Annotated in this window: 23 protein-coding genes and 1 pseudogene; 11 read left to right on the top strand and 13 right to left on the bottom strand. The window is 67.9% G+C overall.

Annotated features, from left to right (window positions below; genetic code table 11):
- Nucleotides 1–58 precede the first annotated feature (58 nt).
- Nucleotides 59–595: a LysR family transcriptional regulator gene (locus tag BMZ38_RS12645; protein ID WP_091338173.1), complete on the top strand. Its 537-nt coding sequence runs from the start codon at nucleotides 59–61 to the stop codon at nucleotides 593–595.
- On the opposite strand, the gene BMZ38_RS12640 is transcribed toward BMZ38_RS12645, so the two are convergent.
- Complete coding sequence (locus tag BMZ38_RS12640; RefSeq protein WP_091338170.1) at nucleotides 540–1,283, bottom strand: glutathione S-transferase family protein; 744 nt, start codon at nucleotides 1,281–1,283, stop codon at nucleotides 540–542. The genes BMZ38_RS12645 and BMZ38_RS12640 overlap by 56 nt on opposite strands.
- Before the next feature lie 141 nt (nucleotides 1,284–1,424).
- Here BMZ38_RS12640 and BMZ38_RS12635 point away from each other — a divergent pair, with 141 nt between their 5' ends.
- A complete protein-coding gene (locus tag BMZ38_RS12635) occupies nucleotides 1,425–3,749 on the top strand; it encodes a S9 family peptidase (protein ID WP_091338167.1) in 2,325 nt (774 codons plus the stop codon).
- Between the two features lie 126 nt (nucleotides 3,750–3,875).
- Here BMZ38_RS12635 and BMZ38_RS12630 read toward each other — a convergent pair whose 3' ends face one another.
- From BMZ38_RS12630 to BMZ38_RS12615, 4 genes are all read right to left on the bottom strand, one after another.
- Nucleotides 3,876–5,492, bottom strand: coding sequence for an NAD(P)/FAD-dependent oxidoreductase (locus BMZ38_RS12630; protein WP_091338163.1), 1,617 nt, complete (start codon nucleotides 5,490–5,492; stop codon nucleotides 3,876–3,878).
- An 84-nt stretch (nucleotides 5,493–5,576) separates the two neighbouring features.
- Nucleotides 5,577–6,374, bottom strand: coding sequence for a glycosyltransferase family 2 protein (locus BMZ38_RS12625; protein WP_245747279.1), 798 nt, complete (start codon nucleotides 6,372–6,374; stop codon nucleotides 5,577–5,579).
- Nucleotides 6,371–7,165 (bottom strand): beta-ketoacyl synthase chain length factor, encoded by a 795-nt coding sequence (locus tag BMZ38_RS12620; RefSeq protein WP_091338157.1) that lies wholly within the window; start codon nucleotides 7,163–7,165, stop codon nucleotides 6,371–6,373. The genes BMZ38_RS12625 and BMZ38_RS12620 overlap by 4 nt, the downstream gene beginning before the upstream one ends.
- Nucleotides 7,162–8,367: a beta-ketoacyl-[acyl-carrier-protein] synthase family protein gene (locus tag BMZ38_RS12615; RefSeq protein ID WP_175483772.1), complete on the bottom strand. Its 1,206-nt coding sequence runs from the start codon at nucleotides 8,365–8,367 to the stop codon at nucleotides 7,162–7,164. Before BMZ38_RS12615 ends, BMZ38_RS12620 begins: the two co-directional genes overlap by 4 nt.
- Before the next feature lie 604 nt (nucleotides 8,368–8,971).
- Here BMZ38_RS12615 and BMZ38_RS17610 point away from each other — a divergent pair.
- The 3 genes from BMZ38_RS17610 (at nucleotide 8,972) to hemF (ending at nucleotide 10,745) form a co-directional block, all read left to right on the top strand.
- A complete protein-coding gene (locus BMZ38_RS17610; RefSeq protein WP_139202443.1) occupies nucleotides 8,972–9,181 on the top strand; it encodes a hypothetical protein in 210 nt (69 codons plus the stop codon).
- 156 nt (nucleotides 9,182–9,337) lie between these two features.
- On the top strand, nucleotides 9,338–9,751 hold the full coding sequence (locus BMZ38_RS12610; protein WP_091338154.1) for a hypothetical protein: 414 nt from the start codon (nucleotides 9,338–9,340) through the stop codon (nucleotides 9,749–9,751).
- Nucleotides 9,752–9,842: 91 nt separating this feature from the next.
- The gene (hemF, locus tag BMZ38_RS12605; RefSeq protein ID WP_091338151.1) at nucleotides 9,843–10,745 is read left to right on the top strand and encodes an oxygen-dependent coproporphyrinogen oxidase; all 903 of its coding nucleotides are present in this window, start codon (nucleotides 9,843–9,845) and stop codon (nucleotides 10,743–10,745) included.
- A 62-nt stretch (nucleotides 10,746–10,807) separates the two neighbouring features.
- On the opposite strand, the gene BMZ38_RS12600 is transcribed toward hemF, so the two are convergent.
- A complete protein-coding gene (locus tag BMZ38_RS12600; RefSeq protein WP_091338148.1) occupies nucleotides 10,808–11,452 on the bottom strand; it encodes a DUF4097 family beta strand repeat-containing protein in 645 nt (214 codons plus the stop codon).
- A gap of 139 nt (nucleotides 11,453–11,591) precedes the next feature.
- Here BMZ38_RS12600 and gpmA point away from each other — a divergent pair, with 139 nt between their 5' ends.
- Complete coding sequence (gpmA, locus tag BMZ38_RS12595; protein WP_091338145.1) at nucleotides 11,592–12,335, top strand: 2,3-diphosphoglycerate-dependent phosphoglycerate mutase; 744 nt, start codon at nucleotides 11,592–11,594, stop codon at nucleotides 12,333–12,335.
- Nucleotides 12,336–12,500: 165 nt separating this feature from the next.
- Entirely contained in the window at nucleotides 12,501–13,025 is a 525-nt protein-coding gene (locus tag BMZ38_RS12590) for a CcdC protein domain-containing protein (protein ID WP_091338142.1), read from the top strand.
- Between the two features lie 22 nt (nucleotides 13,026–13,047).
- On the opposite strand, the gene glnK is transcribed toward BMZ38_RS12590, so the two are convergent.
- Complete coding sequence (gene glnK / locus BMZ38_RS12585) at nucleotides 13,048–13,386, bottom strand: P-II family nitrogen regulator (protein WP_091338139.1); 339 nt, start codon at nucleotides 13,384–13,386, stop codon at nucleotides 13,048–13,050.
- Between the two features lie 174 nt (nucleotides 13,387–13,560).
- Here glnK and BMZ38_RS12580 point away from each other — a divergent pair, with 174 nt between their 5' ends.
- The 3 genes and pseudogenes from BMZ38_RS12580 (at nucleotide 13,561) to BMZ38_RS12570 (ending at nucleotide 17,522) form a co-directional block, all read left to right on the top strand.
- On the top strand, nucleotides 13,561–13,815 hold the full coding sequence (locus BMZ38_RS12580) for an accessory factor UbiK family protein (protein WP_091338136.1): 255 nt from the start codon (nucleotides 13,561–13,563) through the stop codon (nucleotides 13,813–13,815).
- A gap of 256 nt (nucleotides 13,816–14,071) precedes the next feature.
- Nucleotides 14,072–15,574 (top strand): YifB family Mg chelatase-like AAA ATPase, encoded by a 1,503-nt coding sequence (locus BMZ38_RS12575; protein ID WP_091338134.1) that lies wholly within the window; start codon nucleotides 14,072–14,074, stop codon nucleotides 15,572–15,574.
- Between the two features lie 389 nt (nucleotides 15,575–15,963).
- A pseudogene (locus BMZ38_RS12570) lies at nucleotides 15,964–17,522 on the top strand (cation:proton antiporter).
- A gap of 110 nt (nucleotides 17,523–17,632) precedes the next feature.
- Here the strand turns inward: BMZ38_RS12570 and aceA are convergent.
- Nucleotides 17,633–18,928, bottom strand: coding sequence for an isocitrate lyase (gene aceA, locus BMZ38_RS12565; RefSeq protein WP_091338131.1), 1,296 nt, complete (start codon nucleotides 18,926–18,928; stop codon nucleotides 17,633–17,635).
- 86 nt (nucleotides 18,929–19,014) lie between these two features.
- Entirely contained in the window at nucleotides 19,015–20,634 is a 1,620-nt protein-coding gene (aceB, locus tag BMZ38_RS12560; RefSeq protein WP_091338128.1) for a malate synthase A, read from the bottom strand.
- A 161-nt stretch (nucleotides 20,635–20,795) separates the two neighbouring features.
- Here aceB and BMZ38_RS12555 point away from each other — a divergent pair, with 161 nt between their 5' ends.
- A complete protein-coding gene (locus BMZ38_RS12555; RefSeq protein WP_245747278.1) occupies nucleotides 20,796–21,800 on the top strand; it encodes a LysR family transcriptional regulator in 1,005 nt (334 codons plus the stop codon).
- Nucleotides 21,801–21,810: 10 nt separating this feature from the next.
- Here the strand turns inward: BMZ38_RS12555 and BMZ38_RS12550 are convergent, their stop codons facing one another.
- The 4 genes from BMZ38_RS12550 to BMZ38_RS12535 form a co-directional block, all read right to left on the bottom strand.
- Nucleotides 21,811–22,446 carry a LysE family translocator gene (locus BMZ38_RS12550; RefSeq protein WP_091338122.1) on the bottom strand — a complete coding sequence of 212 codons (636 nt, stop codon included), beginning with the start codon at nucleotides 22,444–22,446 and terminating at the stop codon, nucleotides 21,811–21,813.
- A 27-nt stretch (nucleotides 22,447–22,473) separates the two neighbouring features.
- A complete protein-coding gene (locus BMZ38_RS12545; protein ID WP_091338119.1) occupies nucleotides 22,474–23,067 on the bottom strand; it encodes a 1-acyl-sn-glycerol-3-phosphate acyltransferase in 594 nt (197 codons plus the stop codon).
- Nucleotides 23,064–23,486: an alternative ribosome rescue aminoacyl-tRNA hydrolase ArfB gene (gene arfB, locus BMZ38_RS12540; RefSeq protein WP_091338115.1), complete on the bottom strand. Its 423-nt coding sequence runs from the start codon at nucleotides 23,484–23,486 to the stop codon at nucleotides 23,064–23,066. The genes BMZ38_RS12545 and arfB overlap by 4 nt, the downstream gene beginning before the upstream one ends.
- 62 nt (nucleotides 23,487–23,548) lie before the next feature.
- Entirely contained in the window at nucleotides 23,549–24,265 is a 717-nt protein-coding gene (locus BMZ38_RS12535; protein ID WP_091338112.1) for a pseudouridine synthase, read from the bottom strand.
- Between the last annotated feature and the right edge of the window lie 16 nt (nucleotides 24,266–24,281).

The raw sequence follows: 24,281 nt of genomic DNA, 5'->3' as shown, positions 1-24,281 counted from the left end.
CCGGCGGCCTGCCGATAAATGCTCAATAATCAACAATACCTTTCAAGCGTGATCAACAATGGATCGCCTGCACGCCATGCGCCTGTATGCCCGCATCGTCGAGCTGGGCAGCTTCACCGCCGCGGCCGACGACTTGGGCCTGCCGCGCGCCACCGTCACCCATACGATCAAGGCGCTCGAGTCGAGGCTGGGTGCGCAGCTGCTGCAGCGGACGACGCGGCGCGTCCGCGTGACCTGCGAGGGCAAGACCTACTACCAGCACTGCGTGCGCCTGCTCGCCGACGTGGACGAGGTGGAAGCCAACTTCCGCGAGGCGTCGGTCGTGCCGCGCGGTCGGCTGCGGGTGGATCTGTCGTCGGCGCTGGCAAGACTGATGGTGATCCCGGCGCTGCCCGAGTTCATGGCGCGCTTTCCGCAGATCGAGCTGGACCTGGGTACCGGCGACCGCTTCGTCGACCTGCTGCGCGAGGGCGTGGACTGCGTGCTGCGGGTAGGCGATCCGGGCGAAACCGGCACAGTCCGTCGGGTGCGGATCACCCTCACATACGCGGCAGCCCATGCCGCGGCGGCGCCGTCCCGAACGTCCCGGCCGTGAGCGGCGCCGCCGCCGCGGCCAGGGCCGCACGCTGTTCGGACACGGGCAGACGGAGCATCACGTCTTCCCATGCGGCCAGCCTTCGAAACACTTCGTGCGCCAGTACGCGTTCGACGAACGCGGCGCTGCGCGGCCAGCGCGCGGCATCGATGGTGAAACGCACGAAAGCGGCCGTGCGGAACATGCTGGCGATCGCCACGTCGGCGATCGACAACGCGCCGAACAGATAGCCCTCGGCGGGCAGCTGGGTCTCCAGATAGTCCAGCGTCCGCGGAACGTGCCGCTCGAGCGTTTCGCCGATCACGGCCTCGTCGCGTTCCTCGCCGAACACGTAGGGGCGGATCGCCTTCTGGTAGAACAGCCGCCAGATCAGGGCGTCCGCCAACGCGGTATCGGCGTACTCCTCCAGCCAGCGGGCATGCGCGCGGTCGGCCGGATCGGCCGGGTAGAGCGACGGCGCCGGATGGATGTCTTCCAGGTACTGGCAGATCACCGAGGAATCGAGGAACACGCGCCCGTCCTGGATGAGCAACGGAATGCGCCGCAGCGGGCTCAGCCGCTCGAACGCCTCGTTGCCGACGAACGGCACGATCGGGTCGATCTCGTACCCGAGCCCCTTCAGCTCCATGCACGCCAGCACCTTGCGCACGAAGGGCGAGAGGTAGTTGCCGATCACGACGAAGGCCATGGCGCGCTCCGGGGCGAGGAAGGCCCAGCGTGCCGGCGCCGGCGCCACGCCGTCAACGCCCCCGACTAATGGCATGGGTGGCATGACTTTGGGCACGTTACGATCGGCCTATTTGGCAGGTCCTGACAAAGGGGAAACACGATGGCATCGATGATCGGCAGCTCGCGCCTGGCGGGCGCGCTGGCACTTGGCCTGGTGGCCACCGGCGCGCTGGCGCAGGGCCACACGCTGACCACGGACGACTATGCACGCGCGGAGCGCTTCCTCGGCCCCAACACCGCGCCGCTGGTCGACCACGCGATCCAGCGCGTGACCTGGCTGGACGACGGCCACTTCTGGTACGTCGACCACGATGCCAAGGGCGACCACTACCGGGTGATGGACGCGGCCACCGGCAAGGCCACCGACGCGTTCGACCAGCCCCGGCTCGCCGCCGCCCTGGGCAAAGCGCTGGCCAAGCCCATCAAGTCGGACAAACTCGGCATCCGCGAATACGTGGTCGCCGCCGATGGCCGCCTGGACGTCCAGCTCGACGGCAAGCACTACCTGTGCGACCTCAAGCCCGCGCAGGGCGAGTGCGTGGCGAAGAAGACCGGCAAGGAGCCGGGCGTGCTGTCGCCGGACAAGAAGAGCGAAGCCTTCATCCGCGACTGGAACCTGTGGCTGCGCGACGTGGCCACCGGCAAGGAGACCCAGCTCACCACCGATGGCGTGGAGAACTTCGGCTACGCCACCGACAACGCCGGCTGGAAGCACACCGACAACGCGATCCTGGTGTGGTCGCCCGACTCGAAGCAGATCGCCACCTTCCAGCAGGACGAGCGCAAGACCGGCGACATGTACCTGCTCAAGACGCAGGTCGGCCACTCCGAGCTGCTGCACTGGAAGGGACCGCTCGCCGGCGACAAGAACGTGACCATGATCGAGCGCGTCGTCATCGACGTGCCGTCGAAGAAGGTCGTGCGCCTGAAGATGGCGCCTGACCAGCACCGCTCGACCCTGTGTGACGACGTCAGCTGCGGCCCCGAGGGCGGCTGGGACGACGTCAAGTGGGCGGACGACGGCAAGACGCTGGCCTTCGTCTCCACCTCGCGCTACCACAAGGACGAATGGTTCCGCATCGCCGATCCGAAGACCGGCGCGGTGCGCACCGTGTTCGAGGAACACGTGCCGACCTACTACGAGAGCGGCAACGGCCAGGTCAACTGGTTCTACCTGCCCGCCAGCCACGAGGCGGTCTGGTTCTCCGAGCGCAACAACTGGGGCAACCTGTACCTGTACGACCTCCAGACGGGCAAGCTCAAGCACGCCATCACCACTGGCGAGGGCAACGTCACCGAGGTGCTCAAGGTCGATCCGAAGACGCGCACCGTGTGGTTCCGCGGCGTCGGCCGCACCCCGGGCGTGAATCCGTACTACCAGCAGTTCTTCAAGGTCAGCCTGGACGGCGGCAAGCCGGTGCTGCTGACACCCGAAGCGGCCAACCACGAGATCACCCTCTCGCCGGACGGCCACGCGTTCGTCGATACCTATTCGACGCCGACCACGCCACCGGTCACCCTGCTGCGCGACAGCGCCGACGGCCACACGCTCGTCAGTGTCGCCAAGGCCGACGTCAGCCGCCTGCGTGCGGCCGGCTGGGTGCCGCCGACCCCGATCACGGTGAAGGCACGCGACGGCAAGACTGACCTTTACGGCATGCTGTTCAAGCCGACGAACTTCGATCCGCACAAAAAGTACCCGGTCGTCGACTACATCTACCCGGGCCCGCAGACCGGCTCGGTACGCGGGCGCAACTTCCTGCCTTCGCGCGGCGACAACCAGTCGCTGGCGGAACTGGGCTTCATCGTGGTGGCGATCGACGGCATGGGCACGCCGTGGCGTTCCAAGGCGTTCCACGATGCGTGGTACGGCAACATGGGCGACAACACGCTGCCCGACCAGGTCGCCGCCATCAAGGAGCTGGGCAAGCGCTACGCGTGGATCGACACCCATCGCGTTGGCATCTGGGGCCACTCCGGCGGCGGCAACGCCACGGCGGACGCGATGTTCCGCTATCCGGACTTCTTCAAGGTCGGCTGGTCCGAGAGCGGCAACCACGACAACCGTAACTACGAGGACGACTGGGCCGAGAAGTACCAGGGCCCGCTGGTCACCCACAAGGACGGCACCACCAATTACGACGACCAGGCCAACGAGAACCACGCGGCCAATCTCAAGGGCAAGCTGATGCTGGTGCACGGCACCATCGACGACAACGTGCCGCCGTCCAACACGCTGCTGGTGGCCGACGCGCTGATCAAGGCCAACAAGGACTTCGACCTCCTGCTGATTCCCAACGTGCACCACGGTTACGGTGTGGAGAAGGGCACCTACGCGATGCGCCGTCGTTGGGATTACTTCGTGACCCACCTCGCCGGCGACACGCCGCCGAAGGAATTCAAGTTCACGATGCCGAAGGACTGAGGTCGCTGCGGGCGCGGCCAGTGATCGGCCGCGCCCAGGTCGGGGCGCTCTACAGCCGGTCCGGCCTTGCCTGGCCGGGGCAGCGCATGCTGGCCTTGCCGTGCACAGGCCAGCTGCCGCCAGCGGTCAGGTGACAGGAGCCATGCCCGCGGCCGCAGCCACTTCGTACAGCGCTGGCGGCGGGCCGTTGCAGATGGGCAGACCCTCGACCGGCACGCCATCGCGCATGGCCATCGCGGCGATCGCGCCGGCCACTTCATGCAGCAGCGCCAGGTTGGATTTCAGCCTCTCCCGTACGCCGGCATCGTCGAGCGTGTCGCGAAGGCCGCGATTGATTTCCACCAGCCAGGGCACACGGCACTGGTCCAGCAAACCCGCCTGGTTGCGCCGGTGCGAGGCGGCGTGCCAACGGCCAAAGAACACCTGCATGCGTTCATTCAACTGCTGCGCGGCCGCCAGCTGCGGGGCGAGTTCGGCGAACAGCACCGTGTCGCCCAGCCGCTTCTGGAAGAACAACTGGCAGAGCACGCCCCAGTAGTAGGTGTAGTCCCAGGCGACCTTGGCGGGCATCACCAGGGCATTGCCGAACAGCGCGTACTGCCCGCGGTATAGCGCCAGGGTGCTCTGGTAAAAGGAGAAGTACAGCCGCTGGTAGAACCGCGCGTGGGGCGCCAGCGGTCGGCCCGCGCGATCGTGCGCGACCAGCATGCAGATGTAGGTGTTGGCGATCGCAATGAAATCGCCCCCGGGCGAATAGAACGGGTCAAGGAACAGGCCGGCCTCGCCAGTCAGCGCCCAGCGATCGGCGCTGAAGACCTGCGCGCAGCCGTACGAGCAGCCGCGCAGGAAATGGAAGTCCAGCAGCGAGTCCGCGCAGCGCTCCACAGCCCGCGACAGCGCGGGCTGGTAGCGCGCCAGCCAGCCGCGTGCGCGGGCGAAGTCCTGGAACCCCTCCAGCGGATGCAGCGCCTCGTCCGCAACGATGCCGACCGAGTGCGCCCCGCTCGACAACGGGATCAGCCAGGCCCAGTAGCCCTCCCCGCACAGGTGGTTGGTGGAGCGCCAACGCTCCGGCGGCTCGCAGCGGTCGCGCCAGGCGGCGTTGTCCGCGCACCATTCGTCCAGCAGCAGGCGTGAGTCGAGCCGGAACCAGGCGGCATTCACGTGGTGCCCGTTGTCGCGGGTCAGCGAAAGACGACGCCGCAGCAGGCCGGCGCGGCCGGAGGCGTCGAGCAGCCAGCGGCAGGCGAGGCTGTGTTCGCCCGCGTCATCGTTGCAGCGGACGCGATGGAGTTCACCCTCACGGCCGAGCTCGAACCCGCGCACCGTCGTGCCGTCGCGGAAGTCGATGCCGCGACGGCGTGCCTCCTCGCCGAGGAAGTTCTCGAACAGGCCGCGGTCGATCTGGTAGCTGGGCGTGGGCAGGACACGGCTCACGCCCAGCTCGGTGCACTGGTCGAGCCGGTCCTGGCCCTCGCTGAAGAACATCCGCAGGCCGAACTTGCGCAACTGGGCCTGCTGCAGGTGCTCGCGCAGCCCCAGCTCTTCTTCGAAGTAGTGGGCGGCGATCTCCACGGTCGATTCGCCCACCTTGTGCGCGGCCAGGGGCAACTGATGGCGGTGGCGTTCGAGCACCACGATGTCCAACTCCGGGAATTCGCGGCGAAGCTGCAGGGCCAGGCACAAGCCGGCCAGGCCTCCGCCAAGAATGACCGCGTCATGCGTTGTGTGCGCGTCCGCCATACCGCTCTCCCTGGCTGGATGGAGCGATGGTGCAGCAGACGGGGTCTGGCTGCACCTATGGATGGCTGCCGGCGCAGCAGGCCCTCAGCGGGTCACGCGCGCCGGCTCGCCGGCCTCCATGGCGAGCAGGCCGGCGTCGTCGATGATCAGCGGCGGAGCGTCGTGCGAGCGGCGGTAGCTGGCGAGGACGCCGCCGTAGCGGGCCACGCGGCCGATCGTGTAGAGGGTGATGCGGACCACATCGCGCACGGGGCTGAAGTGGCTCAGGCGGAATTCGCCGTGGTAGCGCGACGCGATCGGTACCGAGATGACGCCCAGGCCCTTCTCGCGGCAGGCGGCGATCAGGATGGCGGCCTCGAAGACAAAGTTCTCGGCCGGCAGGTCGACCAGCTCCAGCGCCGCGCGCGGATACCAGCGCTGGCCGCTCTGTGTATCGACAACCGGCACACCGCATGCCCACGAGATGCCCCAATCGGCCACCGCGTTGGCGCGACGACGGCCCCTGGGCTGCTGCTCGCGCTCAAGCAGGCGCGCGCCGATCACGATGTGTTCCGGATAGCGCAGGGCGGCGCCGACGATGCGTGGCACGTCACTGGCCAGATGCTGGCCGTCGCCGTCCATCGTCACCACGGCGTCGAATCCCTGCTTCAGCGCCTCGCGGAAGCCGTACCGCAGGGCCTCGCCCTTGCCGCGGCGTTGCGGGTGGCGCAGCAAAGTCACCGGCATGGCGCCGACGATGTCGGGCGTGCGGTCGTCCGAGCCGTCATCGACCACGATCACCGGCACGTTCAGCGCCAGCACCGATTCCACCACCTGTTGGATCGCCGCCTCCTCGTTGAGGCAGGGGATGAGTACGCACCAGCGCGGTGGGGTGGCTTTCACGCACATTCCTCCAGGTGGATATCCATGCCGAGCGATCCGGCTGCCATTACGCGGCAGCGGCCCGCGCCCTGCGCGAGCAGGGCCAGCAAAGGCAGCGCCGAAGCCGACGGGCTAGCAGCCACCCAGTCGGCCGGCACCGCCGATGCGGCCGGTGCGTCGGCGATGCTACCGGGGCAAAGGTGCAGAGCAAGTCGGCCCAGCGTGGACGCGCCAGGCTGCGGGCTGAGCACCATGGCGCAGCCGAAGGGCGAGGGACTGCCGGTGACTTCGGCCAACGGACCGCTGCCGGCGGTGTCGCTGCAAACCAGCAGCACCGGTCGCGCGTCCGCCAGGGCCAGGCTGGCCGCCTCGAGCAGGCCGGCGCCGAAACTGGCGCGTTGGGCGCAGACGGCGCTGGAGGACGCGTGGCAGCCGGTGGCAATGGTCCAGTAGCCGGCCGGCGCGTTGTGCACCGAATTGTGGAAGCGTGTGGGCGAGAGTTCCGCGGGAGTGGCAGCCAGGGTCGCGCACATGTAATCCATGATCGCCTGGTCGCCGTGCGACGAGGCGAAGACGCACGGCAGGCCGGCCGGGTTGCAACCACTCATCGTCACTGCCTGGCTCGCCACTTCGACCGCCAGCAAGACGCTTTCCGGCGCGCGACGGCGCTCGCCGGCCGGCAGCAGGGCGGCCGCCGGACGGGCTGGCGGCGGCACCGGGGTACCCCCCAATATCGCGCGCAATGCGGCGAAGCTACCCAGCTGCGGCGACCACAGGCCGACGCCATCGACGTGCACGGCAAGCGCGTTCATGCGCCACTCCCCGCGCCGCCAAAGGCCAGGCAGGCGTTGTTGCCGCCAAAGCCGAACGAGTTGCTCAGCGCCACCCCGATTGACCGCGCCTCGTTGCGCCAGGCGAACTGCGGCCCGCAGGCCGGATCCGGTTCATTGCCACCGAGGTTGCCAGGCACCAGCCCGTGCCGGATCGCCAGCAAGGTGATGACCGCCTCGAGGATGCCGGCAGCGCCGAGGGTGTGGCCGGTGTATCCCTTGGTGCTGCTTGCGCGCGTGCCGGACGGGAAGACGCGCCCGATCAGTGCCGCCTCCACTTCGTCGTTCTTGAGGCTCGCGGTTCCGTGCAGGTTGACGTAGTCGACCTGTCGTGGTTCCAGCCCTGCGCGCGCCAGCGCATCGCGGAGCGCCAGTTCGGCGCCGAGGCCATCCGGGTGCGGCGTGGACATGTGGTGGGCGTCGCTCGCCTCGCCGTAGCCGAGCAGGCGCGGCGCGCGCGGCGCGGCTTCGGCGCGCTCGATCAGCGCGAAACCGGCAGCCTCGCCGATCGAGATGCCGCTACGCGTGCGATCGAACGGGCGGCAGGGCGCGCGCGATACCAGCTCCAGTGCGTTGAAGCCGAACAGCACGCTTTCGCACAGCGTGTCCACGCCGCCGACCAGCGCGGCATCGACCAGGCCCAGCCGGATCATCCGTTCGGCGCTGGCAAAGACCTTTGCGCTGGAGGAACAGGCGGTGGAGATGGTCAGGCATGGTCCTTCCAGTCCCAGCGCCTCGGCGAGGAAGCCGGCAAGCGAGTGCGGCGCATGGATCGGCGGACGCAGCATGTCCGCAGGGAAGCCGCCGTCCGGGTCGAGCCGGCGGTAAGCCTCCTCGGTGGTGCCGATGCTGGCGGTGGACGTACCGACCAGCAGTGCCACGCGGGCGGCGCCATAACGCTCGCGCGCGGCGTGCACCGCGCCGAGGAAGCCGTCCTGGTTCAGGCCCAGCCAGGCAAGCCGGTTGTTGCGGCATTCCCAGACAGCCAATGAAGCGGGTAGCGCGGCCTGTTCGACGCCGTCGACGCGGCCGACCCAGCACGCCAGCGGGGCCAGGCTGAAATCGTTGGCGCGCAGGCCCGTGCGGGCGTCCTGCAAGGCAAGGCGATGGGCTTCCAGGCCGCGCCCGAGGGCCGAGGTGGCGGTGAAGGCGGTGACCGCCAGGGGAGTGATGGGTTGCAACATCGAACCAGCCTAGCGGCGGGCCGCGAGCTTGCCTAGCCTTGCTTGCGACCGGCGTTTACCTCCTTCAGGCAAGACGCTTTCCCGGTAGCGGCGGGCGAGGTCCTGGCCCACGCCATGGCCGCAAGCGAGCCGTGGCGAAGATGTGAATTCTTTGCGAAAGAGGCCTGTCGCCCAGGGCCTGCGTGGAAGGAAATACGCGGTATGCGGTATGCGGTAGCCGCGGCTGCTGCTGGTTTGCCTTCACGCCGATCTGCCGCGCCGTCGTCCTCATTCCCCGGCAGTCCCTGGTGTTACCTGCGCGATGCCGACGTGCTGCACGTGGCGGCGTTCAGCTGCTCGGGGCGCTGCTGAGCACAGGCCTGGTCTGGCTGGGTTACATCGTGCATGTGTGGCGCATCGCGCGGCGCGCGCCGACCATGCTCCCGGGACGATGAGTGGTGCTGGTGTTCGGGCAGCAGCTGGTCGGCGCCGGGGCGGCCCAGGGCGTGCTGCTGCTCGGCGGATACAGCGGCGGCGCGCAGCGAGGCGCGGGCCGGACTCGCCGGGTTGCAGTGGTTAGCGCTGGTCGCCAAGCTCCGGGCGAAGCTGGAACAGGAGTCGGCCGATGCACCGGAGAACCTGCGCCTCGCGCGGCCTGCTGCAGGGCGGCGACCGCGTCGAGATGCCGCCACCGATGGCGCTACCGGCCAGCCGCCGCCACTGGAACGTTGCCTCGCGCTGGCCCGGCGGCTGGATGCGGCCATCCGGTGGCGGCAGAGGACACCTTCCCTTGCACGCTGCGCTACCTGCCCTGCGGTTGATGGAGGCGACCTAACTGATGTGGATCGACCTGGGCATGCGCAGGGCGCGGCCGATCGGCCACGGCGCGCATGGCCGCGCGGATCGGCGGAGGCGCCCTTGTGCGTGCAACGGCGGGCACGGCAGACTCGCCGCGCCGCACTCCGCGGCCACTCACGACAGGGGAAGTCCGATGTTCCATTCACGCTTTGTGCTGGTATTGCTGCTCCCGCTCCTGCTGCTGACCATGGCGTTCCGCCAGTCGCCCCTGGTCGACCCGGCACCGATCGCCGTGCCGGCCGGACTCAACGGCGTGCAGGTGGGCAAGGCCGTAAAAGGCGCATTGCTCGGTCGCGGCTGGACCGTCACCGACCAGCAGACCAGCAGCATCAGCGCCCAACTCAGTCGCGACGAATGGGTCGCCAAGATCCGCGTCGACTTCGATGCCAGGCAGGTGCAGATCCGCTACGTCGACAGCAAGAACCTCAAGTACGAGGTCAAGCGCGATGGCACCCGCCTGATCCATTCCAATTACATGGGCTGGATGCAGTACCTCTCCGGCGACATCGGGCGCAATCTCGAGCTGATTTCCGCCACGGCCGGCTGAGCCACCCCGGATCCGCGTCGACACGCCACAGCCCCGGCGTGGATCCGCTTGCTAAGCTCTGTGGCACTCCCGTCCGCATCCATCCGTCCCGATGAGCGAGCAATCCGGCCAGGCCGAAACCTTCCTGCGCGAACTGCAGGACCGCATCTGCGCTGCGGTCGAGCGCCTCGACGGCAGCGCACGTTTCGTTGAGGACCGCTGGACCCGCGAAGCCGGTGGCGGCGGCCGTACCCGCGTGCTGCGCGAGGGAGCCATGTTCGAGCAGGCAGGCGTGAATTTTTCGCGCGTGCATGGCCACACCCTGCCGCCCAGCGCCACTGCGCACCGGCCGGAGCTGGCCGGCGGCAGCTTCATCGCCACCGGCGTATCGCTGGTGCTGCACCCGAACAATCCGTACGTTCCGACCACGCACGCCAACGTGCGCTATTTCGAGGCCAGCAAACCAGGGGTCGAGCCGGTGTGGTGGTTCGGCGGCGGCTTCGACCTGACGCCGTTCTACCCGTTCGACGAGGACGTGCGGCACTGGCACGCCGTCGCGCGCGACCTGTGTGCGCCCTACGGCGAGGATGTCTACCCGCGCTACAAGCGCTGGTGCGACGACTACTTCTACCTCAAGCATCGTGGCGAAACGCGCGGGGTCGGCGGGCTGTTCTACGACGACCTCAACGAAGGCGGGTTCGAGCGCTGCTTCGCCTTCACCCGCGACGTGGCGCAGGGCTTCCTCGATGCCTATCTGCCGATTGCCGAACGTCGCCGCGACACGCCCTGGGGCGAACGCGAGCGCGAGTTCCAGTTGTACCGACGCGGCCGCTACGTGGAGTTCAACCTCGTTTATGACCGCGGCACGCTGTTCGGCCTGCAGTCGGGCGGGCGCACCGAGTCGATCCTGATGAGCCTGCCGCCGCGGGTGCGCTACGAATACGCCTACACGCCGGAACCCGGTTCGCCCGAGGCGCGCCTGCAGGACTACCTCAAGCCGCGCGACTGGCTGTAGGAGCGCACCCGTGCCGACCGCGGACATCCCGGTCGCGCACAGGTGCATTTCCTGCAAGAGTCTTACGGCTGCGCGCCGCTGAACTTCACCGGCGTGGCGCCCTTCACCGGGCCGATCTGCGCACTGTCGCTGACCTGCAACACCACTTCGTGGCGGAACTCCAGGGTGCCCTGCACGACGGCGTGCGGGCCGATCACGATGTGCGGTGTACGGTTGTGGTGGAACCAGCCACCATTGGGCTTGTCGACCAGGATGCCGCCCTCGACACGTGAATTGGCGCCGATGTCGATGTCGCCGTCCACGGTTTCCACGCCGCCGCCCACGTGCGCGGCATCCAGCTCGATGCGACCGTTGACGTTGGACACCTGTCCGCTCACGTCGGCGCCCCTGGCCAGTTCGATGTGCCCGTTGACCGCCTCGATCTCGCCGTTGACCTTGGCGCCCTCACGCAACTCGATGCCGCCGTTGACGGTATTGACCGAACCGATGGTGGCGCGCTGGCCCAGCGTGATTCCGCCGTTGACCGTGTCGGCCTTGCGCGCGCTGGCGCCGTCGGCGAGCGAGATGTCGCCATTGACGGTGCTGAGCTCGCCGGCGCTTTGGCCGGCGTCGATGCGGATGTCGCCGTTGATCTTGTCGACGTCGTTGTCCGAGGCGACCGCCGCCAGCGGCAGGGCCAGTGCGAGGGCGATGAGCAGGTGGCGCATGGTGGTGCTCCTTCGTGGGAATAGGACATCAGATGCAGCACCGCGCTCCGCGGTTTAGCGTGACCTTCGGCATGGAGCGATTTGACGCCGTCGCAAGGGCGCCGCACCATTTCGCGTTTTCCGCCGCCAGGTTGCCGCCATGCACAAGCTCGTCCTGATCCGCCACGGCCAGTCCCAGTGGAACCTCGACAACCGCTTCAGCGGCTGGGCCGACGTCGACCTGACCGACCAGGGCATGGCCGAGGCAAAGGAAGCCGGGCGGCTGCTGGTGGAAGCCGGCTACACCTTCGACGTGGCGCATACCTCGGTGCTCAAGCGTGCGGTGCGTACGCTGTGGGGCGTGCTCGACGCGATGGATCTGATGTGGATTCCGGTGGTTACCGATTGGCGCCTTAACGAGCGCCACTACGGCGGCCTGACCGGCCTCAACAAGGCCGAGACGGCGGCGAAGTACGGCGAGGACCAGGTCAAGATCTGGCGGCGCAGCTACGATATCCCGCCGCCGCCGCTAGCACGTGCCGACAACCCGTCCGTGAGCGACCCGCGCTACGCGCTGCTCGACCCGTCGATGATCCCCGATACCGAGTGCCTGAAGGATACCGTCGCCCGCGTACTGCCTTACTGGCACGACGTGCTGGCGCCGGCGGTGGCTTCGGGCCAGCGTGTGCTGGTCGCTGCGCACGGCAACTCGCTGCGCGCGCTGATCAAGTACCTGGATCATATTTCCGACGAAGCGATCGTCGAAATGAACGTGCCCAATGGCGTGCCACTGGTGTACGAGTTCGACGAGACGATGAAGCCGCTGCGCAGCTACTACCTGGGCGACGCCGAGGCGATCGCGGCGAAGATGGCCGCCGTGGCAAACCAGGGCAGGGCAAAGTAACGCAGATAGTTCGCAAAGTTGCTCATCCCGGTGCCGAAAAGGCGGATGAGGGCACTTGGCCCAGACCTTCATTGACATTTGTCATGCCAGCCGCCTGCCGCCCATCCATCGCGCGCGGCTTCCTGCACGGTTAGGCTTCGGCCATCCATGGTCCTGGAGCACGTGATGGCGCCGAATCTGCTCATGCCCACGCTGGTCTCGCCGTTGGTGGCCTTCATGGTCTGGCGCCGCGCGCGTCGCCAGTTCGGCCGCCAGCCGGTGCGTCGCGGCGCGATGATCGCCCGCGTGGCGATTCTGAGCTTGCTGGCGGGCCTGATCTCGCTTGCCGGAATACGTGATCCGCGGCTGCTCGAAGGCCTGGCGGGCGGCCTGCTTGGCGGCATCGCACTGGGCCTGGCCGGTTTGCGGTTGACCCGCTTCGAGCGGGGCCCCGATGGTCGCGACCTGTATCTGCCCAATCCTTGGATCGGCGCCACCGTGACGGCTCTGCTGGTTGCCCGGCTGGCCTGGCGTTTCATGGCCGTGGTACCGCACGCAGGCATGACCGGCGCAATGACTGCCTCAACTGCGCCGCCATTGGGCAACAGTCCGCTGACCCTGTTGGTGCTGGGCCTGATGATCGGTTACTACGTTAGCTATTACGCCGGCCTGCTGGTGCATCACCGGCGTTTCGTGCAGGCGCGGGGCTGAGTCTCCACAGGCGCGGGCCGAGTCAAAGCGCGTCGTTGTCCAGCTCGCCCGTCCGAATGCGGATCACCTGTTCCAGCGGGCTGACGAAGATCTTGCCATCGCCGATCTTGCCCGTACGTGCCGATTGCTGGATCGCCTCAATGACCCGCTCCAGCTGGTCGTCCGCCACCGCCACCTCCAGCTTGATCTTGGGCAGGAAATCGACCACGTATTCCGCGCCGCGGTAGAGCTCGGTGTGCCCTTTCTGCCGGCCGAAGCCCTTGACCTCGGTCACCGTGATCCCCTGGACACCCACCTCGGCCAGCGCTTCGCGCACGTCGTCCAGCTTGAACGGCTTGATGACCGCCACGACCAGCTTCATGGATGTTCCTCGCTCGCTTTTCCAAGGTCGGCCGCCATTGTGCCTGTCGGCCCGCGAGCTGTCGCCCCGGCGGGGCGTGTAGGACAATCCCTACATTCTCTGGCGGAGCCGGCCGATGGTGCACCTGCATTCACGTTACCTAGACTTACTACCGACCCGCTCGAGGCGCCGTCCATGATGGATCGGCAGGAAATCGACCGAATTGCCCTGCGACTTGTGTCGCTGGTACCGCCAGGGTTGGCACAGGCGCAGCAGGATTTGCGAACCAACTTCCACGATGTCCTGATGCAAGGATTGCGTCGCCTCGAGCTGGTCACCCGCGAGGAGTTCGAAGTCCAGAGCCAACTGTTGGCGCGCACTCGCGCCAAGGTCGACGAACTGGAAAGGCGCGTCGCCGAACTGGAGGCCGACGCGGCCCGCGGACTCTAGCTGCCAGCTCCCGGGAGCCGCCCCCGATCCGTCACCCTCACCCCGAGAAGCGATCGGGGGCGGTTATTTTTGCCTGTTCGTCGATGGAGTCGCGTTCCACCATGCATTCCGGCGACTCCATCGCGTATGGCCGACTTGGCGGCACGGTCATGCCATCGGCCGTCTGGTCTGCCCTTTACGGGCAGAGCCGGTGCACCGTGTTTCTCCAGCCGTTGCGGTCAGGGACGACCGCGCTTTGGCTGCCGCGGATGCTGCCGTGAGCCTCGCCGTCACGCTGAGCCGTGCCCAGGAAGGCGTCTCCGCGCCACAGGTGATGGTCGAAGTGCACCTTTCCGGCGGTCTGCCTGGTACGCATATCGTTGGCTTGCCCGAGGCGGCCGTGCGCGAGGCGCGCGACCGCGTGCGCGTCGCGATCCAGAACGCCGCGTTTGAATATCCCAACCGAAAGGTCACCGTGAACCTCGCGCCGGCCGAACTGCCCAAAGACGGCGGCCGCTTCGACCTGGCCATTGCGCTGGGCATCCTGGCTGCGGGTGGGCAGGTGCCACGCGAGAAACTGGACGAATGCGAATTCCTCGGTGAACTGGCCCTGTCGGGTGACCTGCGCGGCGTCTCCGGCGTGCTGCCGGCCTTGTTGCGCGCACGCGCACGCGGCCGGCGCGTGGTGGTGCCGCGTGCCAACGCCGCCGAAGCCGCCCTGGTGCCCGAAGCCGACGTGTTGGTGGCCGACACCCTGGCCGACGTCTGCAGCTGGCTGCGCAACGCAGGGGAGCTTGCGTTGCCAGGTCAGGCCGACGAAGGACAGGCGGTGGATCCTGGCGTGCCCGACCTGGTCGATGTGCGTGGCCAGCTGCAGGCTCGCCGTGCGCTGGAGATCGCTGCAGCCGGCGGGCATCACCTGCTGTTGATCGGTCCGCCTGGCACGGGCAAGACGATGCTGGCCGAGCGACTACCCGGTATCCTGCCGCCGCTGGGCGAAACCGAAGCGCTTGAAACCTGCGCCGTGTTGTCCGTCGCAGGCCAACGCGTAGAGCCCTCGCGCTGGCGTCAGCGTCCGTTCCGCGCACCGCATCACACCGCTTCGGCGGTGGCGCTGGTGGGTGGTGGCTCCCATCCGCGGCCTGGCGAAATCTCGCTCGCGCACAACGGCGTTTTGTTTCTCGACGAGCTGCCAGAGTTCAGCCGACACGTGCTCGAGGTGCTGCGTGAGCCGCTCGAATCAGGCCACATCCTGGTCTCGCGCGCGGCACGGCAGTCTACCTTTCCAGCCCAATTCCAACTGGTTGCGGCGATGAACCCCTGCCCGTGCGGCTATGCCGGCGATGCCCGTGACCGTTGTCGCTGCACGCCCGACCAGATCCAGCGCTACCGTGGGCGGATATCCGGCCCGCTGCTGGACCGCATCGATCTGTGCGTCGAGGTACCGCGCGTGCCGCTGGCAGAACTGGGTGCACCACGCAGCGCATACGACGAGGACTCGGCCACCGTGCGCGCACGAGTGGTCCAGGCGCGCGAACGGGCGTTGGCCCGGGCGGGTAGGGCCAATGCGGAAATCAATACGCGCGAGCTTGAGCGCGATTGCGCCCTGGGCACGGCCGAGCGCCATTGGTTCGAGGCTGCGCTCGAGCGTCTGGGCCTGTCGGCAAGGGCCTATCACCGCATCCTGCGCGTGGCGCGATCGATCGCCGACCTCGACGGTGGCGCGGCGGTGCTCGATCGCGCACATCTGGCCGAAGCCCTGCAATACCGCCGTTTCTGAGCTTTCTGAACTGGCGGGTATTGACTTCGGGCTTGTCTGGTTTAATATCTGCACTCGCCGGTACTTAAATGCATCCGGCCCGCCGCCCCGGTATCGGTCCCCCTCCCTCCCCCCGCCCGATACCGGGGCTGGCCTCTTCCCTTCCCGTACCCCGGCCTTGCCCATTCCCCAGCGGGCAGCGCCAGGGTGGCTTGGCCTTCGCAAGCCCCGGTCGCTCGTCCTGCCGCCTCCCCCGGCCGCCGCACGAGCTCAGTCGCCAGGCCGCTTGTCCATCCCGCAAGGCCCGATCTCTCGCCCGGTTGCCCCGCGGAAGAGGAGTCGTCAGCCGTGCCTTCGAATCGACCGGGTCGCTCAGGCAGAATCGACCGCCCCGGACGCGAAGGACGGCGATAACGCTACAACCCGGCGTGATGCTGGCATGCATGCTGGGCATCGGCTTTCTCTCGCAATGGCTGGCCTGGCGGGTGAAGCTGCCGGCGATCCTGTTTCTGCTGCTCGCGGCCATCGTGCTGGGGCCGTTAACCGGCGTGTTCCGCCCCGACGCGATGCTGGGCGACCTGCTGTTTCCGCTGGTCTCGCTGGCGGTCGCGCTGATCTTGTTCGAAGGCAGCATGACGCTGCGTTTCCACGAGTTGCCGGGCATCGGCCGGGCGGTACGCGGGCTGGTCAGTTACGGTGCGATCGCTGCCCTGTTGCTGCCTGCACTGACCGCGCGGTTGATCGCAGAGTTGAGTTGGGACGTGGCCCTGCTTTTCGGCGCTCTGACATGCGTGACGGGGCCGACGATGATCGCACCGATGCTGCGCACACTGCGCCCGAACGCGCGCATCGCCAACACGCTGCGCTGGGAGGCGATCGTGATCGACCCACTCGGCGCGCTGTTCGCGGTGCTCATCTACGAGGCGATCGTTTCGCACCAGGAGGGTCATACGGCCGGCGTGTTTCTGGCCACCATCGACTGCGGTGTGCTGACCGGTGCGCTGGCCGCCTGGGTACTGGCGGGGCTGCTCAAGCGACAGCTGATCCCCGAGTACCTGCAGAACTTCGGCGTGCTGGCGACCGTGCTGCTCGCTTTCAGTCTTTCCAATGCGATCACCCGCGAGTCGGGCCTGCTGGCCGTGACGATCATGGGCATCGCGCTCGGCAACATCCGCAACGTGCACATCGACGACATCCTCGACTTCAAGGAAAACCTCACCACGCTACTGGTATCGAGCCTGTTCATACTGCTCGCCGCGCGGCTGCGGTGGCCGTTGCCGGACGGCATGCTGTGGGCGGGTCTCGCGGTGTTCCTGGTCGCACAATTCCTGGTGCGCCCCTGACGGTGGCCCTTGCCAGCATGGGCAGTTCGTTGTCCTGGCGCGAGCGCGCACTGATCGCCTGGGTGGCTCCGCGAGGCATCGTGGCCGCTTCCGTGTCGGCGCTGTTCGCGCTGCGACTCCAGGAACTGGGCGTGGCCGGCGCGGAAGCGATGGTGCCGCTGGTGTTCATCCTGATCATCGGCACGGTAGTGCTGCAGAGCGCGACCGCACGACCGCTGGCGCGCTTGCTCGCCATGTCCACGCACCGCGAGCGCAATTCGCTGGCGTGCGTGCACTACCGACGCGAGTTCGGGCGAGAAAAGGTGTACCGCCTGCGTAATCTGGCGCCGCACGAGGCGACCGATCGCGCTGCCATCGCGGGCAACCTGCTGGCACCGCCGCTGTTCGGCGAAGAGATGACGCACGCGCGCTTTGGCGAGTTGCTGACGGCGGGGTGGCGAATCAAGTCCACCCGCCTTTCCCAGACTTTCGGCTGGAGCGATTTCACCGAGCGCAACGGCAGCCAGACGGTGCTGCTTTTCGTGGTCGACGAGAAAGGGAACCTGCGGGTGGCGTCGACCAAACGGCTGCTCGAGCCGAAGGCGGGTTGGGCGGTCATCGCATTGACGCCGCCCACTGCCCCCTGACCGCTCCTGCGGCCTGCTTGCGGGCTTTCGAAGTCCCCGCACACCCGGGCCTCCTCCGACCCGCTCCCCCGGCATCATCGAAATGGGGAGCGGGAGCCGTGCGCGCCGTCTCAGGCTGCCGAGGCGCGCTGGAACTGCGCTTCCTCGGTCGAACCCTTGAGTGCCACCGTCGAGGACTGCCCCTGCTGGATCGCCTGGGTGACCTGGTCGAAATAGCCGGTGCCGACCTCGCGCTGGTGCTTGACCGCGGTGAAGCCACGCTCGGCGGCGGCGAACTCCCTTTCCTGCAGGTCCACGAAGGCGCTCATCTGCCGGCGCGCGTAGCCGTGGGCGAGTTCGAACATGCCGTAATTGAGGCTGTGGAAGCCAGCCAGGGTGATGAACTGGAACTTGTACCCCATGGCGCCCAGTTCGCGCTGGAATTTGGCGATGGTGGCGTCGTCCAGGTTCTTCTTCCAGTTGAAGCTGGGCGAGCAGTTGTAGGCGAGCAACTTGTCCGGATACTCGTTGCGGATCGCCTCGGCGAAACGGCGTGCGTCGTCCAGGTTGGGCTTGCTGGTCTCGCACCAGACCAGGTCGGCGTAGGGCGCATAGGCCAGGCCGCGGCTGATCGCCTGGTCCAGGCCAGGCCGGACGCGGAAGAAGCCCTCCACGGTGCGTTCGCCGGTGATGAACGGCTGGTCGTTGTCATCGACGTCGGAAGTGAGCAGGTCGGCTGCGTCGGCGTCGGTGCGGGCCACCAGCAGCGTAGGTACGCCGCAGACATCGGCGGCCAGGCGCGCGGCGGTCAGCTTGTCGACCGCCTCGCGGGTCGGTACCAGTACCTTGCCGCCCATGTGCCCGCATTTCTTCACGGCGGCGAGCTGGTCCTCGAAGTGGACGCCCGCGGCGCCCGCCTCGATCATCGCCTTCATCAGCTCGAAGGCGTTGAGCACGCCGCCGAAGCCGGCTTCGGCGTCCGCCACGATCGGCGCCAGCCAGTCGATCTCGTCGCTCCCTTCGGCATGGTGCAACTGGTCGGCGCGCAGCAGCGCGTTGTTGATGCGCTTGACCACCAGCGGCACCGAGTTGGCCGGATAGAGCGACTGGTCCGGGTACATCTCGCCGGCGACGTTGGCGTCGGCGGCGACCTGCCAGCCGGACAGATAGATCGCCTTGAGACCGGCCTTGACCTGTTGCATGGCCTGGTTGCCGGTCAGCGCGCCCAGCGCGTTGACGAAGTCTTCCTTGTGCAGCAGATGCCACAGCTTCTCGGCGCCATGGCGGGCTAGCGAATACTCGATCGGCACGGTGCCGCGCAGACGCGCCACGTCCTCGGCGCTGTAGTTGCGGCGTACGCCCGCCCAGCGCGGGTTGTTGGTCCAGTCCAGAGTGATCTGTTCAGCGGTCGGCAGATTGGATTTCATGGGTCTCGAGCTCCGTGAGGGGCCGCAAGAGCGCACCTGTGCACGCCCGAGCGGCCGTCGCACAGGGGCGCTCCCACGAGGGGGCGTCAGGCGAGTTGGGCGTAGGCGGGCAAGGTGAGGAAGGAGCCGAGCTGGTCGGCGTGGGTCAGTTGTGCGAGCAGCCGGGCGGCATCGTCGGCCCGATGGGCACCCGGATGCGTGCTTTCGCGCAGGCGATGGGTATGCGCGGCGAGCGCCTGGTCGAACAGCGCCATGTCGATCGGTGCGCCGTCGGGGAACTCCAGCGGCACGCAGTCCGAAACCGTGTCGCCCGCGTAGTGCAGCCACTGCCACAGCTGCGCCCGGGCGATCTCCGCCGTGGCCGCGTCTTCCATCAGATGGTGGATCGGTACGCAGCCCAGGCCGTCCAGCCACGCGGCGGTGTAACGCAACGCCACCTCGACGTTGTTGTCGAAACCGGCGCGGGTAATCGTGCCGCAGGGCGCCGCCAGCAGCTGGCAACGGGACACCGTGACGTCCCCGCGCATGACGTCGAGCTGGTTGGGGCCGGGCATGTGGCGGTCGAAGATCTCCATTGCAATCGGCACCAGCGCGGGATGGGCGACCCAGGTGCCGTCGTGACCGGCTTGCACCTCGCGCAGCTTGTCGGCGCGTACCTTATCCAGCGCCGCCTGGTTGGCGGCCTCGTCGCCCTTGATCGGAATCTGCGCGGCCATGCCTCCCATGGCGAAGGCGCCACGACGGTGGCAGGTCTTGATCAATAGTTCCGAGTAGGCTTTCAGGAACGGCACGGTCATCTGCACCTGGCCGCGCTCGGGCAACAGGCGGTCGCGGTGGCAGCGCAGGGTCTTCAGGTACGAGAAGATGTAGTCCCAGCGGCCGCAGTTGAGGCCGACGACACGCTCGCGCAGCGCGTGCAGGATCTCGTCCATCTGAAAGGCGGCCGGCAGCGTTTCGATCAGCACCGTGGCCTTCATGCAGCCGCGGGGGAGACCGAGCTCGGCCTCGGCATGGGCCATCACATCGTTCCACAACGTGGCCTCTTCCATGGCTTCGAGCTTGGGCAGGTAGAAGTAGGGACCGCGATCGCGTGCCTGCAGCGCGTTGGCGTTGTGGAACACGAACAGGCCGAAGTCCACCAGCGCGCCGGCCATCGGCTCGCCGTCGACCTCAAAGTGGCGCTCTGGCAGGTGCCAACCGCGCGGACGCACCACCAGCACTGCCGGGTTGGCAGCGAGCTTGTAGTTGCGTCCGTCGGGCGAGCGGTAGGCGATGGTGCCGGCGACCGCGTCGATCAGGTTGCGCTGGCCATCGAGCTGGTTGGCCAGCGTCGGCGTGGAGGAATCCTCGAAATCAGCCATGAACACCTTCGCGCCGGAATTGAGCGCGTTGATGATCATCTTGCGCTCGACCGGACCGGTGATTTCGACGCGCCGGTCGCGCAGCGCGGCTGGAACGGGTGCCACTTGCCAGGCGTTTTCGCGGATGGCGCGCGTATCGGCACGGAAATCGGGCAGGGCGCCCGCGTCCCATGCAGCTTGGCGCTCAGCGCGGGCCGCGAGCAGTGCGCGCCGGCGGCCGTCGAAACGGCGGTGCAGCTCTGCCAGGAAGGCCAGGGCATCGGGGGTGAGCAGGCTGCCGTAGGCGGCGGTGTTGCCGTGGACGGTCAGCGGGCTGGGATCGAGTCGTTCCTGCGGGACGGCCATGCGTGCAGCTCCTTGGAGGGATGCATTCACGCTAGGCCGGCATGCTTGCCTTTGACAAAGCAAATGTTTCAATCTTTCTTATTGAGAAAATCAAAGTAGCTTTTAAAAGAGCGGTAGAGCGGCCGAACGGGAGGCCAACGGCAGTGAACCGATCCAGTCAGGTGCGTCGCACAAAGGCCCGCAAAGCGGTCGTCGAGAGCCGGGAACCCGGGGAGCCGACCGAGCGCTATTACTACAAGGGCAACCGCCACAAACAGCTGCGTGCCTTCGTGAGCATCGTCAAGCTGGGTACGCTCACCCGCGCGGCCGAGGCGCTGTTCCTCTCCCAGCCGACCGTCACCCTGCAATTGCAGGCCCTGGAGCGTGAACTCGGTGTGCCGCTGCTGGAGCGGCGGCGCCGACGCATCAACCTGACCGACGCCGGCGAGTCGCTGTACGAACTGGCCCGCCCGCTGATCGAGGGCTGGGACAACCTGGACCGTGACTTCCAGGCGCGTGTCAAAGGCCTCACGGCCGGCCGACTGACCATTGCCGCCGGGGCCTCGACCATCCAGTACCTGCTGCCCGAGCTGGTGCGCCGCTATCGCGAGGCGTTTCCGGCGGTGCACCTGCAGCTGGCCAACGTCACCGGCCGCGACGGCCTGGCGTTGCTGCGCGCCGACGAGGCCGACTTCGCGGTCGGCTCGATGCTGGAAGTGCCCAATGACATCGCCTGGGCGCCGCTGCGCCACTACGATCCGATGCTGATCACGCCGCCGGACCATCCGCTGGCACGCAAGACGGACGTGGCGTTGGAGGATCTTTCGCCCTACGGCCTGATCCTGCCGCCGCAACGGCTGTCCACCTATCGGTTGGTCGACCTGGTATTCCAGCAGCGCCAGGTGCCCTACCAGGTGGCGATCGAGGTCGGCGGGTGGGAAGTGATCAAGGAGTACGTGGCCTCAGGGCTCGGCATCTCGATCGTCACCGGCATTTGCATCACCGAGGCCGACCGCGGACGGCTGGCCGTGCGCAACATGAAGCGCTTCTTTCCCCAGCGCAGCTATGGCGTGGTGATGCGCAAGGGCAAGTTCCTGAGCCCGGAGGCGCGGGCGTTCGTCGACCTGGTCAAACCCGGCTTGCTCGCCCACCGCGAGCACGACGAGCCGGGCCATTCGGGGCGCTAACAGGCAACGGTCACCCCTGGCGCTGGATCGCCAGCCGCAGACCGAAGCCGAGCAGCACCGTGCCGCAGAAGCGGTCCATCCAGCGGCCCAGGCTGGGCCGCGTCAGGAGCAGCCGATAGATGTGCCCGCCGAGCAAGGCGAGGACCAGCGACCAGCTGAGCCCCGTGCCGATGAAGCTCACGCCCAGCACGAGCAACGCCCACTGCGGGTGGCCCGCCTGCGGCACGACGAACTGCGGCAGGAACGCCAGGTAGAACAATGCCACCTTGGGGTTGAGCACGTTGGTCAGCATGCCCTGCCGGAACGCCGCGCCCATCCCCTGGCCGCGCATTGTGGTCGGCCTGCGCGCGGTCGCGCGCGACAGCAGCATGCGCAGGCCGATCCACACCAGGTAGGCCGCGCCCAGGTACTTGAGCAGCGTGAATGCCAGCGCCGAGGTCATCAGGATCGCCGAAACGCCCAGCGCGGCGGCTGCCGTGTGCACCACGCAGCCGGCATTGATGCCCAGCGCCGCGGCGAACCCCACTGCGCGGCCCTCGCGCCCGCTGCGGGCGAGAATGTAGAAGGTGTCCAGCCCGGGCGTGAGGTTGAGCGTCAGGCAGGCGAGCAGGAAGGCGCCGAAATGCGCGATACCCAAGGCGATCATCGGATAAGGATCCAGCGTGGAGGTGAACTACTCGGTGTTGCGATGCTTGCCGCGGTAGCCGCTGAACAGCGCGCGGATGCGCGCCATGTCGGCATCAGGATCGTCGGTCGCATGCAACGGCGTGCCGAGGGTGAAGGTCTTGGTCGGATAGTCGAGGAAGACCGGCAGGATCGGCACGTCGGCCTCGCGCGCGATGCGCAGGAAACCGCTTTTCCAGTGTTGCACGTGCTTGCGCGTGCCTTCGGGCGTGATGCCCAGCCACATGCGCGGGTGGTCGGCGAAGCGGCGCACCATCTGGCCGACCACGTTGAGCGCGGCCTTGCGGTTGATGCCGATCATGCCGATCGGCTTGAGGATCAGACCGAGCGGGCTGTCCAGTACCTCACGCTTGATCATGATCTTGATGTCCAGCCCGAGTGCGATCTTCATCATCAGGCCCCACACGCCGTCCCAGTAGGACGAATGGGGCGCGCCGATGATGATCAGCTTGGGCACGTCGGGCAGTTCGCCGAGCAGGCGCCAGCCGGACAGGCGCAGCAGGCCCCGCATCAGCCACGGCCAGAAGCGGTTGCCGAGCCGCGGTGCCTGCGGCGGCACCGGCGGCAGGATGGCGTCGCTCATTCGCCGCTCCAGTCGCGCGAGCGGGACTGCTTGATGCGGCCGCGCTGCTGCTTGCCGGCCAGGCGGCGTTCCTTCGAGGCGCGCGTGGGGCGCGTCGCCACGCGCTTCTTCGGCGCCAGCAGCGCACCGCGCACGATCTCGGCCAGCCGCTCGCGGGCATCGTCGCGGTTGCGCGCCTGCTCGCGGAAGCGCCGCGCCTGGATCACCAGCACGCCCTCGTCGGTCATCCGTCGGTCGCGGCGCGAGAGCAGGCGCGAGCGCACCGCGTCGGGCAACGAGGGTGAAGCGGCGACGTCGAAACGCAGTTCTACCGCGCTTTCGGTGCGGTTGACGTGCTGACCGCCCGGGCCGTCCGCACGCAGGAAGCGCTCGGTCAGCTCGGCGTCGGGAAGGGCAAGTGTGCGGCTGATCTGCAGCATGGTCCGCCAAGTTTAGGGCAAGCCGATGAACGAAGCGGCCCCGTCGGGCTTCCTTGCAATGCCTACGGACGGGTGGCCTGCGGTTGCGCGAGCGCCCAGCCGAAACGGGCCAGCAGCGCGGCATAGTCCGGGTCCAGCGGCGCCTCGATGGCCAGCCGTTCCCCGCTGACCGGATCGGTGATGCGCAAACGCCAGGCATGCAGCAGCATCCGGTGGCAGCCGAAATGCTGCTTGTAGAGGCGGTTGTGGTCGCCGCGGCCGTGCTGGCAGTCGCCGATCACCGGGTGGTGGATGTGCGCCATGTGCTTGCGGATCTGCCGGAAACGCCCGGTTTCCGGCTCGGCCAGCACCAGCGCGTAACGCTGCTGCGGATAGCGGCCCAGTGCGATGGGCACCTCGACCGTGGCCAGGCGTTGGTAGCGCGTGCGCGCCTCCCGTCGCGGGCCGGTCCCGCGCGAGCCGGGTAGCGGGTAATCGACCAGGCCTTCGGGCGGTTCGGGCCAGCCGCGCACCACCGCCAGGTACTGCTTGTGCACCTCGCGTTCCATGAACTGCCCGCCCAGCGCGGCGGCCACGGCGGCCGAGCGGGCGACCAGCAGCACCCCGCTGGTGGCGCGGTCCAGCCGATGCGCGAGGAACAACTCGCCGCCGACCTGCTCGCGCAGCAGGTCGATCAGGAACGCGTCAGCCGGACCGATCAGCTTCGAGCGGTGCACGGGCAGGCCCGCGGGTTTGTTGACCGCGAGCAGGGCGTCGTCCTGGTGGAGAATGTCGAGCATGGGAGGTTCCCGCGGG

This window comes from Frateuria terrea, assembly GCF_900115705.1.
Taxonomy (GTDB): Bacteria; Pseudomonadota; Gammaproteobacteria; order Xanthomonadales; family Rhodanobacteraceae; genus Frateuria_A; species Frateuria_A terrea.
This window is presented reverse-complemented; position numbering and strand designations above follow the sequence as displayed.

Coding starts and splice junctions, on each gene's coding strand:
- gpmA (WP_091338145.1), top strand. CDS start 11,592: ATGCACAAGCTCGTCCTGATCCGCCACGGCCAGTCCCAGTGGAACCTC.
- BMZ38_RS12550 (WP_091338122.1), bottom strand. CDS start 22,446: ATGATCGCCTTGGGTATCGCGCATTTCGGCGCCTTCCTGCTCGCCTGC.
- BMZ38_RS12615 (WP_175483772.1), bottom strand. CDS start 8,367: ATGTTGCAACCCATCACTCCCCTGGCGGTCACCGCCTTCACCGCCACC.
- BMZ38_RS12645 (WP_091338173.1), top strand. CDS start 59: ATGGATCGCCTGCACGCCATGCGCCTGTATGCCCGCATCGTCGAGCTG.
- arfB (WP_091338115.1), bottom strand. CDS start 23,486: ATGCTGCAGATCAGCCGCACACTTGCCCTTCCCGACGCCGAGCTGACC.
- BMZ38_RS12590 (WP_091338142.1), top strand. CDS start 12,501: ATGGCGCCGAATCTGCTCATGCCCACGCTGGTCTCGCCGTTGGTGGCC.
- BMZ38_RS12640 (WP_091338170.1), bottom strand. CDS start 1,283: ATGGCCTTCGTCGTGATCGGCAACTACCTCTCGCCCTTCGTGCGCAAG.
- BMZ38_RS12630 (WP_091338163.1), bottom strand. CDS start 5,492: ATGGCGGACGCGCACACAACGCATGACGCGGTCATTCTTGGCGGAGGC.
- BMZ38_RS12610 (WP_091338154.1), top strand. CDS start 9,338: ATGTTCCATTCACGCTTTGTGCTGGTATTGCTGCTCCCGCTCCTGCTG.
- aceA (WP_091338131.1), bottom strand. CDS start 18,928: ATGAAATCCAATCTGCCGACCGCTGAACAGATCACTCTGGACTGGACC.
- BMZ38_RS12545 (WP_091338119.1), bottom strand. CDS start 23,067: ATGAGCGACGCCATCCTGCCGCCGGTGCCGCCGCAGGCACCGCGGCTC.
- aceB (WP_091338128.1), bottom strand. CDS start 20,634: ATGGCCGTCCCGCAGGAACGACTCGATCCCAGCCCGCTGACCGTCCAC.
- BMZ38_RS12535 (WP_091338112.1), bottom strand. CDS start 24,265: ATGCTCGACATTCTCCACCAGGACGACGCCCTGCTCGCGGTCAACAAA.
- BMZ38_RS12620 (WP_091338157.1), bottom strand. CDS start 7,165: ATGAACGCGCTTGCCGTGCACGTCGATGGCGTCGGCCTGTGGTCGCCG.
- BMZ38_RS12600 (WP_091338148.1), bottom strand. CDS start 11,452: ATGCGCCACCTGCTCATCGCCCTCGCACTGGCCCTGCCGCTGGCGGCG.
- BMZ38_RS17610 (WP_139202443.1), top strand. CDS start 8,972: ATGCACCGGAGAACCTGCGCCTCGCGCGGCCTGCTGCAGGGCGGCGAC.
- hemF (WP_091338151.1), top strand. CDS start 9,843: ATGAGCGAGCAATCCGGCCAGGCCGAAACCTTCCTGCGCGAACTGCAG.
- glnK (WP_091338139.1), bottom strand. CDS start 13,386: ATGAAGCTGGTCGTGGCGGTCATCAAGCCGTTCAAGCTGGACGACGTG.
- BMZ38_RS12635 (WP_091338167.1), top strand. CDS start 1,425: ATGGCATCGATGATCGGCAGCTCGCGCCTGGCGGGCGCGCTGGCACTT.
- BMZ38_RS12580 (WP_091338136.1), top strand. CDS start 13,561: ATGATGGATCGGCAGGAAATCGACCGAATTGCCCTGCGACTTGTGTCG.